The organism is Mucilaginibacter sp. OK283 (assembly GCF_900110415.1).
In the GTDB taxonomy this organism is placed as follows: Bacteria; Bacteroidota; Bacteroidia; order Sphingobacteriales; family Sphingobacteriaceae; genus Mucilaginibacter.
Genome location: NZ_FODR01000006.1, coordinates 110936 through 128870 on the forward strand (window position 1 = coordinate 110936; position 17935 = coordinate 128870).

General features: G+C 42.6%; 20 protein-coding genes. 15 read left to right on the forward strand and 5 right to left on the reverse strand.

The window, feature by feature from the left end; translation table 11 throughout:
• The first annotated feature begins 3 nt into the window (after positions 1-3).
• The 3 genes from BMX56_RS15515 to BMX56_RS15530 all read left to right on the forward strand — a co-directional run bounded on the left by BMX56_RS15515 (position 4) and on the right by BMX56_RS15530 (position 3206).
• Positions 4-1428, forward strand: a complete 1425-nt coding sequence (locus tag BMX56_RS15515) for a hypothetical protein (protein WP_090649803.1) — start codon at positions 4-6, stop codon at positions 1426-1428.
• Between the two features lie 149 nt (positions 1429-1577).
• Complete coding sequence (locus BMX56_RS15525; RefSeq protein ID WP_143065456.1) at positions 1578-2597, forward strand: hypothetical protein; 1020 nt, start codon at positions 1578-1580, stop codon at positions 2595-2597.
• Between the two features lie 45 nt (positions 2598-2642).
• Positions 2643-3206 (forward strand): histidine phosphatase family protein, encoded by a 564-nt coding sequence (locus tag BMX56_RS15530; protein WP_090649812.1) that lies wholly within the window; start codon positions 2643-2645, stop codon positions 3204-3206.
• A gap of 135 nt (positions 3207-3341) precedes the next feature.
• On the opposite strand, the gene BMX56_RS15535 is transcribed toward BMX56_RS15530, so the two are convergent.
• On the reverse strand, positions 3342-3698 hold the full coding sequence (locus BMX56_RS15535) for a hypothetical protein (protein WP_090649814.1): 357 nt from the start codon (positions 3696-3698) through the stop codon (positions 3342-3344).
• A gap of 244 nt (positions 3699-3942) precedes the next feature.
• Between BMX56_RS15535 and BMX56_RS15540 the strand changes: the two genes are divergently transcribed.
• From BMX56_RS15540 to BMX56_RS15555, 4 genes are all read left to right on the forward strand, one after another.
• Positions 3943-4260 (forward strand): ferritin family protein, encoded by a 318-nt coding sequence (locus BMX56_RS15540; RefSeq protein ID WP_090649817.1) that lies wholly within the window; start codon positions 3943-3945, stop codon positions 4258-4260.
• A gap of 11 nt (positions 4261-4271) precedes the next feature.
• Positions 4272-4790: an O-acetyl-ADP-ribose deacetylase gene (locus tag BMX56_RS15545; RefSeq protein WP_090649823.1), complete on the forward strand. Its 519-nt coding sequence runs from the start codon at positions 4272-4274 to the stop codon at positions 4788-4790.
• Between the two features lie 63 nt (positions 4791-4853).
• A complete protein-coding gene (locus BMX56_RS15550; RefSeq protein ID WP_090649825.1) occupies positions 4854-5435 on the forward strand; it encodes a Crp/Fnr family transcriptional regulator in 582 nt (193 codons plus the stop codon).
• Between the two features lie 232 nt (positions 5436-5667).
• Positions 5668-6684: an alpha/beta hydrolase family protein gene (locus BMX56_RS15555; protein ID WP_090649828.1), complete on the forward strand. Its 1017-nt coding sequence runs from the start codon at positions 5668-5670 to the stop codon at positions 6682-6684.
• 43 nt (positions 6685-6727) lie between these two features.
• Here the strand turns inward: BMX56_RS15555 and BMX56_RS15560 are convergent, their stop codons facing one another.
• On the reverse strand, positions 6728-7327 hold the full coding sequence (locus tag BMX56_RS15560) for a hypothetical protein (RefSeq protein WP_090649830.1): 600 nt from the start codon (positions 7325-7327) through the stop codon (positions 6728-6730).
• A 184-nt stretch (positions 7328-7511) separates the two neighbouring features.
• Here BMX56_RS15560 and BMX56_RS15565 point away from each other — a divergent pair, with 184 nt between their 5' ends.
• The 4 genes from BMX56_RS15565 (at position 7512) to BMX56_RS15580 (ending at position 11655) form a co-directional block, all read left to right on the forward strand.
• On the forward strand, positions 7512-9929 hold the full coding sequence (locus tag BMX56_RS15565) for a glycoside hydrolase family 3 N-terminal domain-containing protein (protein ID WP_090649832.1): 2418 nt from the start codon (positions 7512-7514) through the stop codon (positions 9927-9929).
• An 87-nt stretch (positions 9930-10016) separates the two neighbouring features.
• A complete protein-coding gene (locus BMX56_RS15570) occupies positions 10017-10460 on the forward strand; it encodes a DUF695 domain-containing protein (protein ID WP_090649835.1) in 444 nt (147 codons plus the stop codon).
• A gap of 19 nt (positions 10461-10479) precedes the next feature.
• Positions 10480-11202, forward strand: a complete 723-nt coding sequence (locus BMX56_RS15575) for a DUF2071 domain-containing protein (RefSeq protein ID WP_090649838.1) — start codon at positions 10480-10482, stop codon at positions 11200-11202.
• 144 nt (positions 11203-11346) lie between these two features.
• Complete coding sequence (locus BMX56_RS15580) at positions 11347-11655, forward strand: DUF695 domain-containing protein (protein WP_090649840.1); 309 nt, start codon at positions 11347-11349, stop codon at positions 11653-11655.
• A gap of 98 nt (positions 11656-11753) precedes the next feature.
• On the opposite strand, the gene BMX56_RS15585 is transcribed toward BMX56_RS15580, so the two are convergent.
• A complete protein-coding gene (locus BMX56_RS15585; RefSeq protein WP_090649843.1) occupies positions 11754-12632 on the reverse strand; it encodes a hypothetical protein in 879 nt (292 codons plus the stop codon).
• Between the two features lie 18 nt (positions 12633-12650).
• Positions 12651-13544 carry a hypothetical protein gene (locus BMX56_RS15590; RefSeq protein WP_090649845.1) on the reverse strand — a complete coding sequence of 298 codons (894 nt, stop codon included), beginning with the start codon at positions 13542-13544 and terminating at the stop codon, positions 12651-12653.
• A 208-nt stretch (positions 13545-13752) separates the two neighbouring features.
• Between BMX56_RS15590 and BMX56_RS15595 the strand changes: the two genes are divergently transcribed.
• The 4 genes from BMX56_RS15595 to BMX56_RS15610 all read left to right on the forward strand — a co-directional run bounded on the left by BMX56_RS15595 (position 13753) and on the right by BMX56_RS15610 (position 16754).
• Positions 13753-14112, forward strand: a complete 360-nt coding sequence (locus BMX56_RS15595) for a hypothetical protein (RefSeq protein ID WP_090649847.1) — start codon at positions 13753-13755, stop codon at positions 14110-14112.
• Between the two features lie 10 nt (positions 14113-14122).
• Positions 14123-14548, forward strand: a complete 426-nt coding sequence (locus tag BMX56_RS15600; protein ID WP_143065457.1) for a VOC family protein — start codon at positions 14123-14125, stop codon at positions 14546-14548.
• Positions 14549-14821: 273 nt separating this feature from the next.
• On the forward strand, positions 14822-15352 hold the full coding sequence (locus BMX56_RS15605) for a hypothetical protein (RefSeq protein ID WP_090649852.1): 531 nt from the start codon (positions 14822-14824) through the stop codon (positions 15350-15352).
• A gap of 184 nt (positions 15353-15536) precedes the next feature.
• Positions 15537-16754, forward strand: coding sequence for an ROK family protein (locus tag BMX56_RS15610; protein ID WP_090649855.1), 1218 nt, complete (start codon positions 15537-15539; stop codon positions 16752-16754).
• 224 nt (positions 16755-16978) lie between these two features.
• Here the strand turns inward: BMX56_RS15610 and BMX56_RS15615 are convergent, their stop codons facing one another.
• Positions 16979-17830, reverse strand: a complete 852-nt coding sequence (locus BMX56_RS15615; RefSeq protein WP_090649857.1) for a beta/alpha barrel domain-containing protein — start codon at positions 17828-17830, stop codon at positions 16979-16981.
• Positions 17831-17935: the final 105 nt, after the last annotated feature.

A 17935-nucleotide genomic window follows, 5' to 3' on the forward strand; every position in this document is an offset into this window, starting at 1 on the left:
ATCATGAAAAATTTAAGAAATGCATTGGTTTGCCTATCAGCATTGGTACTGGCAGCGTGCAGTAAAAGTAAAGATAACGCCGTTATATCGGTTCCGCTGTTGCAAGTAGGGCAAGCGGTTAGCAATACCGCGCCGCTATCCGGCTCAATCAAAGGCACAATGCTTGCCGGTAAAACGTACACCATATCTGGCGATGTTACCATTAATGCAACAGATACCCTTTTAATTCAAAAAGGGGTTACTGTAAAAGTAACTAACTCGGCTACTTTTATTGTAAAAGGCACATTGGTTAGTTTAGGCACCAAAGACGCTCCGGTTACTATAACTGATCCGCGCAGAACCAAAACTACAGGTAACTCAACAGCCGCAACAGATTCTGCCTATGCAGGCGGATGGGGCGGTATTTATGCCGATGTTACCTGCAAATTGTTAGTTATAAAGTGGACACACCTTGATTTTGCAGGCGCAGGTTTAAAGTCACCTCCGTTTACCGGCCCGTCAACCGGCGATCAGTATGCTATATACTGGCAAAATCCAGACGGAAATTTTATTTTAGAAGATTCATGGATTTATGGTACGCCTGATGATGCCGTCCGTTTTTATGGTGGCCATGTCAATATGATGAGGAATACTTTGGAGAAATGTGGCGGGCTTGGCGGCGATGGTTTTAATGCCAAAGGCGGTACGCAGGGCAACATGGCGTATAACCTGATTATTGGTGGTGCTACCAACGGAACAAAATCGGCAAATGATGGGGCAAAAGGATCTATCCAATGCCAGATAGCCATGTACAATAATACTTATGTTAACGGTGGTTTCCGAAACCACGGTGTGTACGGCGCACGGTCCGGATCTGTTGAAGTTGAAAATAATTCAAGGGCATTAGCCTACAATAACTTAATTGTTGATTGCAATTTTGGGGTACGTATTGCAGGTGGTAACAACGTTACTGCTAAAGTTTATTTAGCCGATACTTTAAGCCACGCAGATGGCCCTATCACTAAAACCGCTTATGGTTATAATTTCTATTATGCCGATAACGTGGCAATTGCTAATCAGTTTGTACCAACAAATATTGCACAAGCTGTTGTAACACATCCACAAGCTACCGATATACCTAATATGAAAGCATTTTTAGGTGCCGCTTACACCTTTGGTTTTAAATATGACGGTACAACATTGGTAGGCCAAAACAACCCAATGTTTGTAAACTATCCGCTTCCAAACCTGAATTTTGTAAACCAGGCATCTGTTGATGCATTTAACTTCCGCCTTCAGGCTGGCTCCCCTGCAGTAGGCAAGGGCTACACCGGCTTTAGTGCTATTGCTAATGTTCCCGTTGACCCTAACTTTGGTTCAAGCGGCATAACTCCTCCGGGTAAAGATATCGGCTGCTACCAAACTGATGGTACCGGCAACCAGCATTAATAATAGTAGTAAGTATCAAGTAGTAAGTAGTAAGACTTCGGCGTCAGAGAGATAACATATCGCAAAGTCGCTAACTTTTAAGTTTAGCTGCTTTTGCGCTTATCTTGATTCTTGATTCTTAATTCTTAACTTCAATAATCATCAACAGCATGACAACCCCATTTAATGTAAATAAAACAACAAAATACATTAAATGTGGGTTGTTTTGTTTTTTGATAATTATTGCAACGGCCTGTAAAAAAACAGGTAGCAGTGTTGTGCCGGTAAAAGATACGGTGGCAACAACGCCACCGGTCACTCCGGTTGTATTCCCGTCTCCAACATACGATCCCGCATCGTTAGATACTACCAGGCTATTTAACGCGGTGCCGGTAACCAATCATCTTTTCCGGACAGATCTTGTAGAGATATCCGGCGTTGCCGCAAGCAGGTTAACCCCCGGATTGTTGTATATTCATAACGATAGCGGCAACCCAAACCAGGTTTACCTTACCGACGGAACAGGTGCCGATAAAGGAACGCTCACTTTAACCCAGGAAAGCAACCGCGATTGGGAAGATATAGCCGTAGGGCCAGGGCCGGTTGAAGGTAAAAGTTACGTATACGTTGCCGATATAGGCGATAACGATGCGAAATATAAAACGGTAATGATCTACCGTTTCCCGGAACCCGATTTAACCGGAAAAACTTTACCGGTTACTTTGGATATAAATGATGTAGATAAAATTGAATTGCGTTATCCGGACGGCTCCCGTAACGCAGAGACACTGATGATTGACCTTAAAACAAAAGATATTTATATTGCCAGTAAAGAGAATAATCTTTCAAAAATTTATGTGGCCAGGTACCCCCAAAATACTATTGCGATAACAACTTTAACTCCCGTTGTTAAGTTGCTGTTTAACAAAGCTACCGGCGGAGATATATCTGCCGATGGTACCGAAATTTTACTGAGGAGCAAGGAGTCTATATGGTACTGGAAGTTGCCCGCGGGCCTTTCCATAACTGCCGGGCTGCTCACTAAACCGCAATATGCCCCTTACTTCAATAACGAGCCACAAGGCGAAGGTGTATGTTTTGCTGCAGATGGCTCCGGGTATTATACCAACACCGAAGTAAGGGACTATCCCGGTTCTTTAGCTACTATTTCTTTTTATAAAAGAAAATAATCCCCAATTACAAGCTCATCTTCATCATTGATTAAAACTGAAAAAATGAAGTTTTTTAAAATTTTATTTATGGCAACTATTGCTATAAACGCTTGTTGCTTAAATGCCTTTGGTCAAAAAGGAATTTCCAATGATTTGAAAATTATTTTCATACGCCATGCCGAGAAGCCGCTTAAAGGCGATAACCTTACCTGCGAGGGTTTAAACCGGTCGTTAAAACTACCGGCTGTAATAACTGCAAAGTTTGGTATCCCGGCGTTTGTGTTTGTGCCTTCACTTGGTTTGGGCGAGGCTACCAAACATGCCCGCATGTTCCAAACTATTGTACCGCTTGTGGCCAAATATAATTTAACCATCAACAGCAGCCGCACCGAGAACGATTCGTTAGGCATGGCGGCAGATCTTAAAAGTCGTAACGGTGTTGTACTTGTTGCCTGGGAACACGGAGGTATTGCACCAATAGCAAGAGCGCTTGGTGTAAAAGAAAGTGGTTTAAAATGGCCGGATGACGATTACGACAGCATTTGGATAGTAACCTTTGATAATGGAGTTGCTGTTTTAAACAAAGATAAAGAAGGCATCGTTGCCTCAAAAGGATGCGATTTTTAACATGACGTTACTGAATGCAAGCCTGTTTCAAAATTAAGTATTACAGGTTAAATAGATGATAGTTTTCGATGAGTGAGAGGCGGGGGGGGGCAAAGGCCCAAATAGCCCGGTATCCCGTTAAAACAATGCATTGAGCTATTTATCCAGCTTAAACTTTATGATAACACTATTTCGGCCACGGTAATATTTCCCGGTAATAACCTCCGGTAATTTATCATATGAATCCTGGATGTTGGCGAGTACAAAATATTCGATTTTTTGGATATATCTTGATTGGAACATCAGGTGGTTGCTTGCATCGGCGTGACCGCTGTTTGCATAATAGGTTACGCTGCCCATTTGTATCTGGCTTGAGCCGCTGAAGCCAATAGCCAGTTTAAGTTTAATTTGCCGGCCGTGTAAATTTGCCGTGTAAGTTGCGGTACGCGGCTGGGCAAACCCTAAAAAAGGTAATAAACTTAACGCCAGTTTGAGTAAAGCTTTAGGCTGCATAAAATTGGTTTATAAACAATAGTACGGGCAAGGTTATGTGGAGGTTACAAAATAAATTCAAAAGTCAGAATTCAAAATGGACTGTCTGGTTGAATAATAAATAAAATACATCGTCGAATAATAAAGTTTTTCACCACTCACCACTTTCTACCTTTCGCCTTTAACCTTTCCCCTTTCACACCACCTAAATAAACATCCATTCAAACAAAAAACGACTCCGGTGTTTTAATTAATAAAAAGTATTATGTCATTTGATCAATACCACGAACCAGTAAATGAATTGTCGGCCGAAACCCGCACATTTGCAAGGATGATTGTTTCGCTTACCGAGGAGGCCGAGGCCATAAACTGGTACGAGCAACGGATAGCTGTAGAAACAGATAACGACGCCAAAGCCATTATGCAAAATGCCCAACATGAGGAGTTTAAACATTTTGGTATGGATTTGGAATTTTTGCTGCGTAAAAAGCCCGTTTGGCGCACCACTTTAAAGGCCATCCTGTTTCAACAAGGTGATATTGTTGAATTGGGTAGCAAAGGCGAGGAGGCGGCTGAGGACTAAACTATTTTACCATGAGTAACCAACGAATAAAACTGGTACAGGGCGATATTACCAAAATTAAGGCCGATGCCATTGTAAATGCTGCCAACACATCGTTACTGGGCGGCGGGGGAGTTGACGGCGCCATCCACAGGGCGGGCGGCAAAGCCATACTGGAAGAGTGCATCCAGATTCGTAACCGACAGGGCGGCTGCAAAACCGGCGAGGCGGTAATTACTACAGGTGGTAATCTTCCCGCTAAATACGTGATCCACACGGTTGGACCGGTTTATAATAATGGAGGCAAGGGCGAGGATGGATTACTGGCTTCCGCCTATTTAAACAGCCTTAAACTGGCTGCTGAAAACCATGTGGAAACCATTGCTTTCCCTAATATCAGTACGGGTATTTACCATTTCCCTAAAAAGAAAGCGGCAACCATCGCCATAAAAACAGTACAGGATTTTCTGGCAGAGAACGACGGTATTAAAGAGGTAGTTTTTGTTTGCTTTGATGACGAAAACTGTGGTATTTACAAAGGTTTGTTGTAGCAATGTGGAATATTGTTTTAAGGTGATAAGGGATTACGCTTAAATATTTATTATGTTAGCTACATGCACCCGGTTTTAAAACAATACTTTTCTGGTAAGATTGATCTTTCTGCCGGGCACGAGGCATTGATTGACCGTTGCTTTAAGCTGAAACATGCTAAGCGGAACGAAATATTGGTACCAAAAGGCAGTGTAGCTAAAAATATTTACTTTGTGATCAAAGGCTGTCTCCGGGTTTTCCTGGTTGACGACAGCGGGAATGAGTCTACCAGGTTTTTGATATTTGAAAACAATATGGGCACCGCTTTCCCAAGTTTTATCAACGGCACGCCGTCCCTGGCTGCAATTCAAAGCCTGGAGGCATCAGAATTGCTGGTGCTAAGCCGCCACGACAGGGATCTCCTGCTAAAGGTGGTTCCCGGTTGGGAAACCATGTACCGCATAGGGCTTGAGCAGGATTATATCGCATCCATCCAACGGATAGAAAGCCTGATTACCATGGATTCAAAAACCCGTTACCAGGTGCTGATGGACACCCGGCCAGACATTATCAGGCGATTGCCTAACAAAATAGTGGCCGATTACCTGGGCATCTCGCAGGAAACGCTTAGCCGGCTGAAGGCCCACCGGCCCACTAAAGCCTAAGCTCCCGCGAGCTTCCAGCTCGTGGGTCGCATAGTTTCAGCTTTCAGCTGAACTTAAGCCAAAGGCTTAAACCAGATTACCCCACGAGTTACACTAACGCTACCCTCACATGAGTTTGGCACACTTAACCAAACCAATGACTAATGACCACTGACCAATTTGATTTATTGACAATTGTCAATCTTTTTGACAACGATAAGCACTTGATTTGTACTATTAAACCATCCATATTATGTACAAGCAAATTATAACCGCCTTTATATTTTTACTATCGGGAAATATCGTTTTAGCACAAACTAATATTGGCCAGCGTACTTTTCAGTTTAAAGACGATAAGCGTAACCGCCCGGTAACAACTGAGGTTTGGTATCCCACTACAGATTCGGTAAAACAGGCCGATAAATACTTTTCGCCGTTTACCCGTGTGCAAACCGTGCGTAACGGAAAACTGCCTGCGGGCAAGTTGCCGGTTATTATGCTATCGCACGGTACAGGGGGCGGCCGGTTAACGCTGGAATGGCTGGCAGCAGCATTGGCACAAAACGGCTTTATTGTGGTCGCGGTTGACCATTGGGGCAATACTTATGATAACAAGATAAAGCTGGAGTTTTTAAAGGCCTGGGAGCGTCCGCAGGACATTAGTTTTGCATTAACCTCGCTATTGAACGACCGGGATTTTAAAGAGGTTATAGATGCTGACAAGATAGGAGCGGCCGGCTTTTCACTTGGCGGATTTACGGTAATAGCGCTTGCCGGCGGCGAAGTTGATTTTGAAGTACTACGCAATTATTATAAAACCGCTGGCCGTAAAGAAATCGAGATCCCCGAATATCCCGGCCTTTTAAAATCGCTGGATGACAGTGCCCTGTTGGCCGCATCAAAACATTATCCTCCGTTGAAAGATAAACGGATAAAAGCATTCCTCTCTATCTCGCCGGCCATGGGCCCGGGTTTTGTAAATAAGCAACAGGTAAAAAATATCAGCAGTCCCGTTTATATCGTGGGTTCGCAAAGCGACAGTATAGCGCCGGTAAAAACCAATGCCATTCATTACCACCAATTGATAAATGGATCGCAGCTGTACATTAACCCCGGCAAAACCGGGCATTATGTAATGCTGTCGGAGGCTATCGACCCTGTAAAAAAAGAAGCCCCCATGTTATTTACCGATGACCCATCGGTTAACAGGCATGCTGTACACCTGAAGGTGGATAGTTTGGCTGTAGCGTTTTTTAGGAAGGCACTGTAGTAGCCTTAAAGGGCGGATGCGTAATAGTTAAATAATAGAGAAATTATTTAAGCTGAATTTCTGGCGTTGGGTAAACAGCAAGATTATGTACCTGTTCATCTTTGTATTTTTTTAATGATCTTAAGAAAGGTGTAATATTGTCGCCATATGCCCTATGACTAATACCAACGAGCAGTATACCTTTGTGACCCGCTTTATCGGTATAGGGTTTATAATCGTAGGCACTCCATTCAACAAGACTTAATGTATCATTGTTGCCTTCGCTCATAATAAAATTAAGAATGTATTCATTACCATCCTGGCTTTTAACAACCTCGAAATTACAAACTGCATCTGTCTTTTTTCGCTCGTAGATGGTGTTTATCTGTGCGCGCGCCGCATCCTTGGCGGGTAAATCGGTTACAATGAAATCTATCAGCAACATATCGTTAAATCTATCAGCAACATCACCTTTGGGTAAATATTCCTGCTTGTAATAAGTGTCATTGGGATGCGAACTCCATGATAATGTGAAGTCTGTTTTGTAGAAAGAGATGGCTGTGGGAATGCCATAATAATTTACAACGTCGTCGTGAACTACACTTTTAAAGCCTGTAAGTATAACGAATAGCGTTATTAAAGGAACTGCAAACTTGGGAGACATATGAGTGGTTTAGCAATGCTAATTTACAAATTTTAATGGTAAATACAACACGCGGTCTTATCCATGTTTCGGCTTTTTTTGCCACTTGAGACCATTGTTCTCAGCTAATTGTAACAGCTTGGTGATATATTCCCGGCATTACTATATTCTCCTATATTTGAAGTACAAACCGCAATTCATCTACATGAGAAAAAAGTATTACCTGCCGCGCATTTGCGTGGTAACGGCAATGGCTGCCGGGCTTACCTTATCAGCATCAGCACAACAAAAAAATATTTATCATAAAGGCTGGATAGACTTTAACAAAAATGGTAAAATGGATGTGTTTGAAGACCCATCTCAAACCATTGATAAGCGCGTTGCCGATTTACTAAGCCAGATGACCGTTGACGAAAAAACATGCCAGATGGCTACCTTATACGGTTATAAACGGGTACTCAAAGACGAAATGCCTGTCGCCAACTGGAAAAACGAGATCTGGAAGGATGGCATAGCCAATATAGATGAAGAACTAAATAACCTTACATCGCATACGGATGATGCGCCTACGCAATATTCGTTTCCCTTTAGCAAACATGCTTCGGCAATTAATACCGTGCAAAAATGGTTTGTGGAAGAAACCCGAATGGGTATCCCGGTTGATTTTACCAACGAAGGGATCCATGGCCTGAATCATGACCGCGCCACACCTTTACCGGCGCCTATCAGCATTGGCAGTACTTTCGACAAACAACTGGTACGCCAGGCAGGCCAAACCGTAGGCCGCGAAGCCAAAGCTTTGGGCTATACCAACGTATATGCCCCCATACTTGACCCCGCCCGCGACCAGCGCTGGGGCCGCGTGGTTGAGTGTTATGGTGAAGACCCCTTTCATATTGCCGAAATGGGCAAACAAATGGTTTTGGGTATACAGGAGGAAGGTGTTGCCTCAACCCTTAAACACTTCGCGGTATACAGTGTACCCAAAGGTGGCCGCGATGGTGCAGCGCGTACCGATCCGCATGTGGCACCAAGGGAAATGCACCAGGTTTATTTATACCCTTTTCGCCGGGTTATCCAGGAAGCGCACCCTATGGGGGTAATGAGTAGTTACAATGATTGGGATGGCGTGCCTGTAACCGGTAGTTACTACTTTTTAACACAATTACTGCGCCAGCAATTTGGCTTTAATGGTTATGTAGTGAGTGATAGCGAAGCTGTTGAATACCTTTATTCCAAGCACCATGTAGCAGCCGATTATAAAGAAGCCGTAAGGCAGGCGGTTGAGGCAGGCCTTAACGTGCGCACCAATTTTACCATGCCGCAAACCTTTATTTTGCCGCTGCGCGAGCTGATTAAAGAAAACAAGATTTCGATGAAGGTGATAGATTCGCGGGTGGGGGATGTATTGCGGGTAAAATTCCGCCTGGGTTTGTTTGATAGCCCTTACGTTAAAGATCCAAAAGCTGCCGATAAAATTGTACATACGGCCGATGATGCCGCCATGTCGCTCAAAATGAACCGCGAATCGATGGTGTTGTTAAAAAATGAAGGCGGCTTGCTGCCTTTGGATAAAAAGAGATATCCCCGGATATTAGTTACCGGCCCATTGGCTAAAGAAACCAATTATGCCATCAGCCGTTACGGCCCCTCGCATAACCCGGTTACCAGTGTGTACGACGGCTTGGTCAATTATATGGGCAACGATGGTGTAATTGTATATGCCAAAGGATGCGATATGATAGATGCCACCTGGCCCGAGAGCGAGATTATTGAAACGCCGCTTACTCACCAGGAGCAAATAGAAATCGATAACGCTGTAAACCAGGCCAAAAACGTGGATGTGGTTATAGCCGTTGTGGGCGAAGATGTAGATAGGGTAGGCGAAAGCTTATCGCGCACAGGCTTAAACCTTCCTGGCAGGCAATTAAAGCTGATACAGGCTTTACAGGCTACCGGTAAGCCCGTGGTTATGGTGATGATAAACGGGCAACCGCTTACCATCAACTGGGAAAATAAATATGTGCCGGCTATTTTAGAGGCCTGGTTCCCGAGTGTGCAAAGCGGGCAGGTAATAACCGAAACGTTGTTTGGCGATAATAATCCGGGTGGTAAGCTGCCTATCACTTTCCCCAAAACAACAGGGCAAATTGAGTTTAACTTTCCCTTTAAGCCTAATTCGCAGGCAAGCCAAAAAGGACAAAACAGTTGGGGCAAAACCAGTGTAAACGGCGCCTTGTATCCATTTGGTTATGGCTTAAGCTATACCAAATTTGAATATAGCAACCTGGTGGTATCGCCTGAGCAGGAGAATTCAGAGGGCGACGTGCAGGTAAGCGTTGATGTAGCCAATACAGGCGCCCGCGCAGGCGATGATGTGGTACAACTATACCTGAAAGATGAAGTCAGCAGTGTAACCACTTACGAGTATGATCTGCGCGGTTTTGAACGTGTAAATCTTAAACCCGGCGAAAAAAAGACGGTCCGGTTTACTCTGCACCCCGATGACCTGGCCCTGCTGGATAAAAATATGAACTGGACGGTTGAACCCGGTAAATTTATGGTGATGATAGGTAGCTCATCGGAAGATATTAAGCTGAAAAAGGAGTTTGACGTAAAATGATATAGATACTAAAATAAACCGGCTTAAAAATAAAATGAAAGGTTTGCGAAGTTTAATAATCGCAAACCTTTTTTGTAATATTGATATATGATTGAAGATTTGTATTTAGGCGACTCATGGATCTCGCTCGAGTTTTCGACAGATGAAGGATTGCCGGTTTTTGTGAAATTCAGGCCTTATCTGCAAAATTTCATCGATACCGGTTTTTACAACCAGCGGATGGATGTGATATGGTCATATAATTCGCCCAACGAAACTTTGCTGCCGCATGAAACAGACCTTGACCTTATGGAACAGGTTGAGGAAGCGCTTGCGGATATTTTGGAAGAGGATAACCAAACCGTCCTGGCGTTTTCATTTACCGGCGGAAATGAGCGATGGTGGGCATGGTATACTACTGATGTTGATATAGCAGGCGAACGCCTGAACGCGGCATTGGCAGGCTTTGATGAACTACCCATCAGTATTACCGCCAATACCGACCCGGACTGGGACGAGTATAACGGTGTTCTGGAAGATTTTGCCGAATAGTTTTTAAATAACGTTTCACATGAAGATACCTACCATTACCGGCATTATAGACAGGCGTATATTGGTTAACTTTGCCGTTGATCCTGACGTTGCTAAACTAATAGTTCCGGCACCGTTTAGTCCCAAAATTGTTAATGGCAAAGCCATCGTGGGTATTTGTCTTATCCGGCTAAAAGATGTAAGGCCTAAAGGAATGCCTGCTTTTATTGGGATGGGTTCTGAAAACGGCGCGCACCGCATTGCTGTTGAATGGCAGGAAGATGGTGAAATTAAAGAAGGTGTTTACATTCCCCGAAGAGATACTTCATCCCGTTTCAACACCATTGTTGGCGGCAGGATATTTCCTGGCAGGCATTACCATGCCAGGTTTGATGTTAATGAGCATAATAGCAATTATCACGTAGCTTTTGAAAGCTCTGATGGTACTACCATTAGCATAGATGCTAAAATTACCGATACTTTTAACGTGGATTCTGTTTTTAAGGATTTAGATATTGCATCTGATTTTTTTAAGGCGGGCGCTACAGGTTATTCGCCCAATGGCAACAAATATGAAGGTTTGTTATTGCATACAGAAAACTGGAAGGTAGAAGCCCTGGAAGTAAGCAAAGTATCATCAAGCTTTTTTGAAGACGAAGCTATTTTCCCAAAAGGAACTATTATGTTTGATAATGCGTTGTTGATGACTAATATACAGCACGATTGGTATTCAAAGCCCGATAAGGCGGTTGTAAATAACTGACCATGCCTGTAAGCATTTTCCGTAAGATAAAATTTGATGCACTGGTTATTATTACATCTCTGCAGATAGCGGCATGTATATTTTAGATCGGGTAGTGCTGTTTTTTTAAGGGTCTATTTACGGAGCCATTATGATTCGCACTTTATGGTCAAAAATAATTCGCCCGATGAAACTTTGCTGCCGCACAAAATAGATCTTGACCTTATGGAACAGGTTGAGGAAGCACTTGCAGATATTTTGGAAGACGATAGCCAAACCATCCTGGCGTTTTCATTTACCGGCGAAAATGAGCGATGGTGGGCATGGTATACTACTGATGTTGATATAGCAGGCGAACGCCTGAACGCGGCATTGGCAGGCTTTGATGAATTACCCATCAGTATTACCGCCAATACCGACCCGGATTGGGACGAGTATAACGGTGTTCTGGAAGATTTTGCCGAAGGCACGTAAAACCATATGCGACTATGGTAGACCATCGCCGCTTTATATTTAAATGGCCACTAAAGCTTTAATAAATGTAGATTTCAAAATTATAAATAAAAACGGTGCTAAAAAGTTTGTGTTAAACCTATTGGATTATAAGGTTCATAGCCAATTACAAATCCCCCGGTAGTTGGGTCGGTTATAAATAGGTTTCCTGTTAATATCGTTAATGTATTACGTTGTAATTGTATGCCATGTATCGTTTTTTTTGCCACCACGGCCGCGGCTTTAGTAGCCGTAATTGTTACGTCAGTAGTGTGGTTTGTTGCAAGAATGTTTCTTAGCGGCCCGATTGTGAAATTGGTGGTGCCTATTTTGTTAGCTGGAACTGTGGCTAGCCATGTATAGCGTTCAGGATTTGACGACGTGTCGGCAAAATAATTATATTGAGTATCTACAGATCCGATAACCACCGAAATCTGCGTCACTCCGGCAGGAATAGCGTCTTTAATAACCACTTTCAATTGTGAATCTAAACGTTGTAAAACAACATCTTGTTGTAGGTATGAAGCCCCGACTGTAAAGCTTATTTTTTTGTAAAATGTTTCTGAAAGTGGGGTCGAAAATGTGGTTGCAGTTTCATGAAATTCAATTGTATCCGTCAATCCTACAAATACCGCTGTATAACTACCGGTAGCAAGGCTATCTTTAATTGTCCCAAAATTAGGCTGCCCTTTTTTTATTACCACCGTTTTTTTTAACGTATTGGCGGCGTTATATATTTTATATATTATTTCCAAAATATTAGAGGCTTCAGGAGTTACCGCATTTGTTTTAAGTTTAAGGTTTTGATCAATAGGAGTATTCTCCTGCGTAAAATTGGTTACATTAAAGGCAATTGGGTATAATTTCCCCTGTGGGCCAGTTTTGCTATGATCGTCTTTTTTGCATGATAACCATACTGTGCTTAGCAGTACGAAGCAAAAAACTAAATTTTTTTTCATGTTGATTGTGTTGAGATATTAAAAACCTACATTTACAGTATTCCAATCCTGATTAACTGTTATATCAAACTCGTTGTTGCCAGGCGTAAATAAATTACCGCTTAGCGTTGTTTTCGTATTTGTTTTACACAGTACATTCTTTACTATTTTTGTACCTAAAGGGCCGGCCGGATTGGCGCCGTAATAGCTAATAGTTACATCAAACAACTGAGTATCATTAACCGTATTCGCTGTAATGGTATAGTTTGTTGTGCCAATATCTGCCGCGTTAATGGTTTTAGTAGTGACGTTGGTAGTTACGAAGGCTGCGTTTCCATATTGCGATAAAGCTTCAATTTGCGAAGTATCCCTAAAACTTACGGTTATTTTTGTGGTACCGGCAGGGATGGCGTCTTTTAATATCACGTCCAACCGGGCAGTACGTCTTTTCATAGTTACTGGCTGGTTAATACCGCTTGCTGTAACAGTTATAGGAACTTTTGTTAAGAAAGTATCATCCCAGTAAGTTGTAAAGAAACCCGAGCCGGACGCATATCCAAAATAATTATAGGCATAGATATTTAAGGCCGCAGAACCGCCTATAAATACAGCGGTGTAATCGCCCGGGGCGACATTATCTGTAAAGGTACCGAATCCAGCAGCCCCCTTTTCAATACGTTGTTGACTGATTAAGGTTAAAGCAGGTTGAATTTTAAATAACATATAAACCAAAGACTGAACCGGCACTGTATCCGCAGCCTGCGTAGTTAAAGAGGTAGTTTTTGCCTTGCCTATGGGCACTTGAGTTTGCGTAAACCCGGATAGGTTAAAGCTTATTGGATACAATTTAGTAGTTGGTGTAACTTTTTTGTCTTTTTTACATGAAAAAAACAAGAAAGCGCAAATACAGCAGAGTAGGATTTTGGGCTTCATCGGCTTAAGTTTTGTTGTGTAAATATAGTGTATATATATTTGAACTACAAAACTTTATTAATTAATAATTTATTTTTGATATGGAAACTGGTATTGGATGAAATAGATATTTAGCAGCCGGCTGACGAAACCTTTCAATTTCTTTTAATGTTATCCGGAGCCTCTGCATGTTGTTATTATATTTAGGTTTTTATCAAGCTGCATAACCGTGAATAAAATAAGTTTTAAAGCTTCGGTCATTATCGTATCGCTATTGATAAGCGGCACTTATGTTTTGGATAGGGTAGTTCAGCTTATTTTAAGGTCGTATTTACTAAACCATTATGATTCGCACTTCATGACCAAAAATAAATCGCAGGTTGATGCTGCCGGAATTGCTTATTGGGCATTATTTTTAGAAAGCTACTACCTTATTGTGTTCCATTTATTGGTACTAACAGCTGTATTGCTGGTTTTTTTTCAGAAACAGTTAAAATTGTATAAACGCGAACTGCTGTGGGCTTATATTATAATTGTAGTTTGCTATATTGGGTATTTTGCCATTGCAAGATTATTTGTTAAACATTAAACAGCGCTTTATGAGTACATCAAACCAACAAATTATACCTATGCTGGCCTACGAGGATGGCATAGCCGCAATGGAATGGCTTTGCAAGGTTTTTGGTTTTACCGAGATAACCCGCATGACTGATGAGCAAGGCCGCCTGGGCCATGGCGAAATAGCCATGGGCGAAAGCCTGGTTATGTTGGCCGAGCCCACGCCAGATTACCAAAGCCCAAAGCATCATGCGCAAAATTGTACTATAGTTGCTAAAGCTTACGAGGTGCCCTACGTTATTAACGGGGTTTTGGTTTATGTGGATGACGTAACCCGGCATTATGAACACGCTAAAAGCAACGGCGCTACCATATTATCTGTGCCGGAAGAAGGCCACCCAGGCACCCGTTACCGCGCTGCCGATTTGGAAGGGCAGCGTTGGATGTTTATGCAGAAGGAAATTTGAAAATGAAAGAAATTTATGACCTGGAATATTGGCAATTAAACAAAACCGTTGCAAACACAAAACGTTTTGCAACAGTTAAAATCAATTTCGTTTATCCTTAAAGTAAATTAGCAACCCCACAATGTAGATATGCTGGATGTGGAAGCTGAATACCAAAAATAATTTGCTATATAAATAGAGTATATCGGTCAAATAGTCCAATTAAGCTCTATTATGTAATTTACTTTGTAATTAAAAGTACTTTTAATATTATTGCATAAATATTCAATTGTTATGGCAGCAGCAGGTCACTTTATTTTCGAGTTATTTAAAATAGCTATCCTGAGTTTTATTTACAGCGTTTTGCTGGGGATATTGCACTTGATTTTTTTGACTGCAAAAGGAATTAACCCCGTGTTTGGTAAACAAACATTTAACCGGCTGTTTAAGATTGTTTATGCATCGCTGTTTGTGTTTTCATTTACCTATTATGGCAATCACGGCCTTGGCGATGCGGATAATATTCCGCTTGGATATGGCGAAACTATGGAGGCGGGCGATTTGCTGCCCTATTTTTGCCCGAAGGGAAAAAATCAGGTGGCTGTGAAAAATTATCTGGTGAGGGGTGACAAATTGTGCGCCACCACCTATTATGGCGTAATGGTGTACAACCTTAACACCAAACAGCTAAAAGATTTTAACAGCGATGAGCAATACAATGCATATGCAGAAAACCATGATTTACCGCCAACTGGCCAAATGCTCGGATTCGAGCAACAATACAACGAGTACTGGAGCGGATGGCGTTTTTGGGTATTGCCTTAAGCCTGTGATTCCCACAAATCATAAGAATTAATTTATTTATTATCAATTCATTACTTTTACCCAATTAAGCAGGCTGCTAAAAACCGTAATAAATACAGTTGCTATATTGTACTTTATTTATAATTTTATAAACTTTAATTACTTAGGCATAGCCTTTTAAAAACTTTAACTCTTATATTGTTGAATGGAACTCGAAAATAAAGGTGTGAAGGGCAGTCAGCTCAAAAATATGATCATCAAAAGGCTTTATTTTAATAAAGCGATGTCATGTGCCGGACTGAGCGACTTGTTTGATAAAAGCATTCCGTCAATAGCCAAGGCCATCAATGAACTGATGCATGAAGGCTTCGTGGTTGAGCATGGGTACGCCCCTTCAAGCGGTGGCCGCCGCCCGCTCATGTATTCTGTTAAGGCCAATGCCATGTATATACTGGCCGTGGCCCTCGATCAGCTTACTGCACGTATCCAGTTGTTCGATTTGCAAAACAGCCCTGTGGCCGATATGCTTACGTTTGAGCTTAAATTACTCAATAACCCCAACGCGCTAACTATACTTACCAACCAGATTAATAGCTACATCAAAACATCGGGTGTAGCCAAAGGCAAAATTGCGGGCATCGGTATAGGTATGCCCGGCTTTATCAATGTAACCCAGGGCATTAATTATACTTACCTTGACGCCAATGGCAGCCTTACCGCTTACCTTACCGAGCATACCGGTATTACCACCTATATTGATAACGATTCGAGCCTGATAGCGCTTGCCGAGCAAAAGTTTGGTATCGCAAAGGCGCAAACCGAAGTAATGGTAATTAACCTGGGCTGGGGTATTGGTTTAGGGATGATTGTGAACGGGAAATTGTTCCGCGGCCATACTGGTTTTGCAGGGGAGTTAAGCCATATCCCGCTATCGGAAGATGGCTCATTATGCGAGTGCGGTAAACGCGGTTGCCTGGAGGCCGAAGCATCAATGCTGGTAGTAGCTCGTAAAGCCATCGAAGGTATTCAGCAAGGCCGTATAACCAGTTTAAAACACAATACCAACGATCACTCCAAACTTATGGGCGATGCCCTGCTGGATGCCGCCAATAACGGCGACCAGTTTGCTATAGAATTGCTATCAGATGCCGGTTACAAAATAGGGAAGGCCCTGGCTATCCTTATCCATATCATGAATCCGGCTATTATCGTATTGAGTGGCCGTGGAGCAAAAGTTGCCAAAATATTGATGGCACCCATACAACAGGCCTTGCACAAATACTGTATCCCCCGTTTATCTGCCGGTACCGAATTACTGGTATCCGAACTCGGCTTTGATGCCGAACTGATTGGCGCCGCAGTATTGGTGATGGAAAACTTTGATAAAACCGTGAAGGCAAAAGTGGCGAAGGCTGTTGCCTGATGTGCAGATTTCAGATTTCAAATGTGCAGATGTTAGATTTGTATATCGGAAAATACTAAATGTTCTTGCGATTCGGAAATTAAGCGTTAGGGGTAGCAGCGGATACAGGCCTGCGCCTAAGGCCATGTGCACGTATGAGCGGATGACCCGGGCCGCAGGCAACGCCCAACATCTAAAATCATCGCTTTTTCATCTGCACACCTGCACATCTGAAATCTGCACATCTACAAGAACACCCTCCCCGAATATTCCATTGCTTCCCGGAATTTGCCCATATTAAGCCCCGTGGGCTCTTTTTCGCTTTCAAGGTATCCAATTAGGTTTTCGGTAGCAATGTTGCCTGTAAGGTCATCTGCAGCCATGGGGCAGCCGCCGTAGCCTTTAATGGCAGTATCAAACCTTTTGCAGCCACTTTGGTACGCGGCTTCTATTTTGGGTTGCCAGGTATCGGGCGTACTGTGCAGGTGAATACCGAATTCGGTATTTGGAAATGCCAGGCAGAGTTCGGGATAAATGCTGCTGATCTGGTCAGCTTCCGAAATGCCGATAGTATCGGCCAGGGCTATGTTATTAATTCCTTCTTTTACCAGTTTGTCTGTCCATTCATGAATAATGCCGGCGTTCCATTCGTCGCCATACGGATTACCAAAACCCATAGATAAGTAAACGAGTAGTTTTTTGTTACTTGTCGCGGATAATTCCTGCATCCGTTTTACATTGTCGAAAGCCTGGGATAGGGTAGTATTGGTATTGCGTAGCTGAAATGTTTCTGAAATTGAAAACGGATACCCCAGGTAAGTTATTTCCGGGTGCTTTGTAGCTTCCTCGGCACCACGGTAATTGGCAATAATGGCCAGTAGTTTTGACTGTGTATTGCTTAAATTTAATTTACTCAACACCTCGGCAGTGTCCTGTAATTGCGGAATGGCTTTTGCCGACACAAAACTTCCGAAATCAATAGTATCAAAGCCCACCTGCAAAAGCAGGTTGATATAAGCTGCCTTTACATCGGTAGGGATAAAATGCACTATCCCCTGCATAGCATCGCGGGGGCACTCAGTTATTTTTATAGTCATTGATTGGTGAGTTGTGAATGGTGAGCAGTGAGTAGTTAATTGATTGTTAAATTTGCCCTTTTATATGCAAGCTTAAAACTTTTATTAATAATTATCAACTCGCCC

What these genes read in the sequence shown, in the direction of transcription:
- BMX56_RS15515 (WP_090649803.1), top strand. Translation starts at nt 4, where the DNA reads ATGAAAAATTTAAGAAATGCATTGGTTTGCCTATCAGCATTGGTACTG.
- BMX56_RS15525 (WP_143065456.1), top strand. Translation starts at nt 1,578, where the DNA reads ATGACAACCCCATTTAATGTAAATAAAACAACAAAATACATTAAATGT.
- BMX56_RS15530 (WP_090649812.1), top strand. Translation starts at nt 2,643, where the DNA reads ATGAAGTTTTTTAAAATTTTATTTATGGCAACTATTGCTATAAACGCT.
- BMX56_RS15535 (WP_090649814.1), bottom strand. Translation starts at nt 3,698, where the DNA reads ATGCAGCCTAAAGCTTTACTCAAACTGGCGTTAAGTTTATTACCTTTT.
- BMX56_RS15540 (WP_090649817.1), top strand. Translation starts at nt 3,943, where the DNA reads ATGTCATTTGATCAATACCACGAACCAGTAAATGAATTGTCGGCCGAA.
- BMX56_RS15545 (WP_090649823.1), top strand. Translation starts at nt 4,272, where the DNA reads ATGAGTAACCAACGAATAAAACTGGTACAGGGCGATATTACCAAAATT.
- BMX56_RS15550 (WP_090649825.1), top strand. Translation starts at nt 4,854, where the DNA reads ATGCACCCGGTTTTAAAACAATACTTTTCTGGTAAGATTGATCTTTCT.
- BMX56_RS15555 (WP_090649828.1), top strand. Translation starts at nt 5,668, where the DNA reads ATGTACAAGCAAATTATAACCGCCTTTATATTTTTACTATCGGGAAAT.
- BMX56_RS15560 (WP_090649830.1), bottom strand. Translation starts at nt 7,327, where the DNA reads ATGTCTCCCAAGTTTGCAGTTCCTTTAATAACGCTATTCGTTATACTT.
- BMX56_RS15565 (WP_090649832.1), top strand. Translation starts at nt 7,512, where the DNA reads ATGAGAAAAAAGTATTACCTGCCGCGCATTTGCGTGGTAACGGCAATG.
- BMX56_RS15570 (WP_090649835.1), top strand. Translation starts at nt 10,017, where the DNA reads ATGATTGAAGATTTGTATTTAGGCGACTCATGGATCTCGCTCGAGTTT.
- BMX56_RS15575 (WP_090649838.1), top strand. Translation starts at nt 10,480, where the DNA reads ATGAAGATACCTACCATTACCGGCATTATAGACAGGCGTATATTGGTT.
- BMX56_RS15580 (WP_090649840.1), top strand. Translation starts at nt 11,347, where the DNA reads ATGGTCAAAAATAATTCGCCCGATGAAACTTTGCTGCCGCACAAAATA.
- BMX56_RS15585 (WP_090649843.1), bottom strand. Translation starts at nt 12,632, where the DNA reads ATGAAAAAAAATTTAGTTTTTTGCTTCGTACTGCTAAGCACAGTATGG.
- BMX56_RS15590 (WP_090649845.1), bottom strand. Translation starts at nt 13,544, where the DNA reads ATGAAGCCCAAAATCCTACTCTGCTGTATTTGCGCTTTCTTGTTTTTT.
- BMX56_RS15600 (WP_143065457.1), top strand. Translation starts at nt 14,123, where the DNA reads ATGAGTACATCAAACCAACAAATTATACCTATGCTGGCCTACGAGGAT.
- BMX56_RS15605 (WP_090649852.1), top strand. Translation starts at nt 14,822, where the DNA reads ATGGCAGCAGCAGGTCACTTTATTTTCGAGTTATTTAAAATAGCTATC.
- BMX56_RS15610 (WP_090649855.1), top strand. Translation starts at nt 15,537, where the DNA reads ATGGAACTCGAAAATAAAGGTGTGAAGGGCAGTCAGCTCAAAAATATG.
- BMX56_RS15615 (WP_090649857.1), bottom strand. Translation starts at nt 17,830, where the DNA reads ATGACTATAAAAATAACTGAGTGCCCCCGCGATGCTATGCAGGGGATA.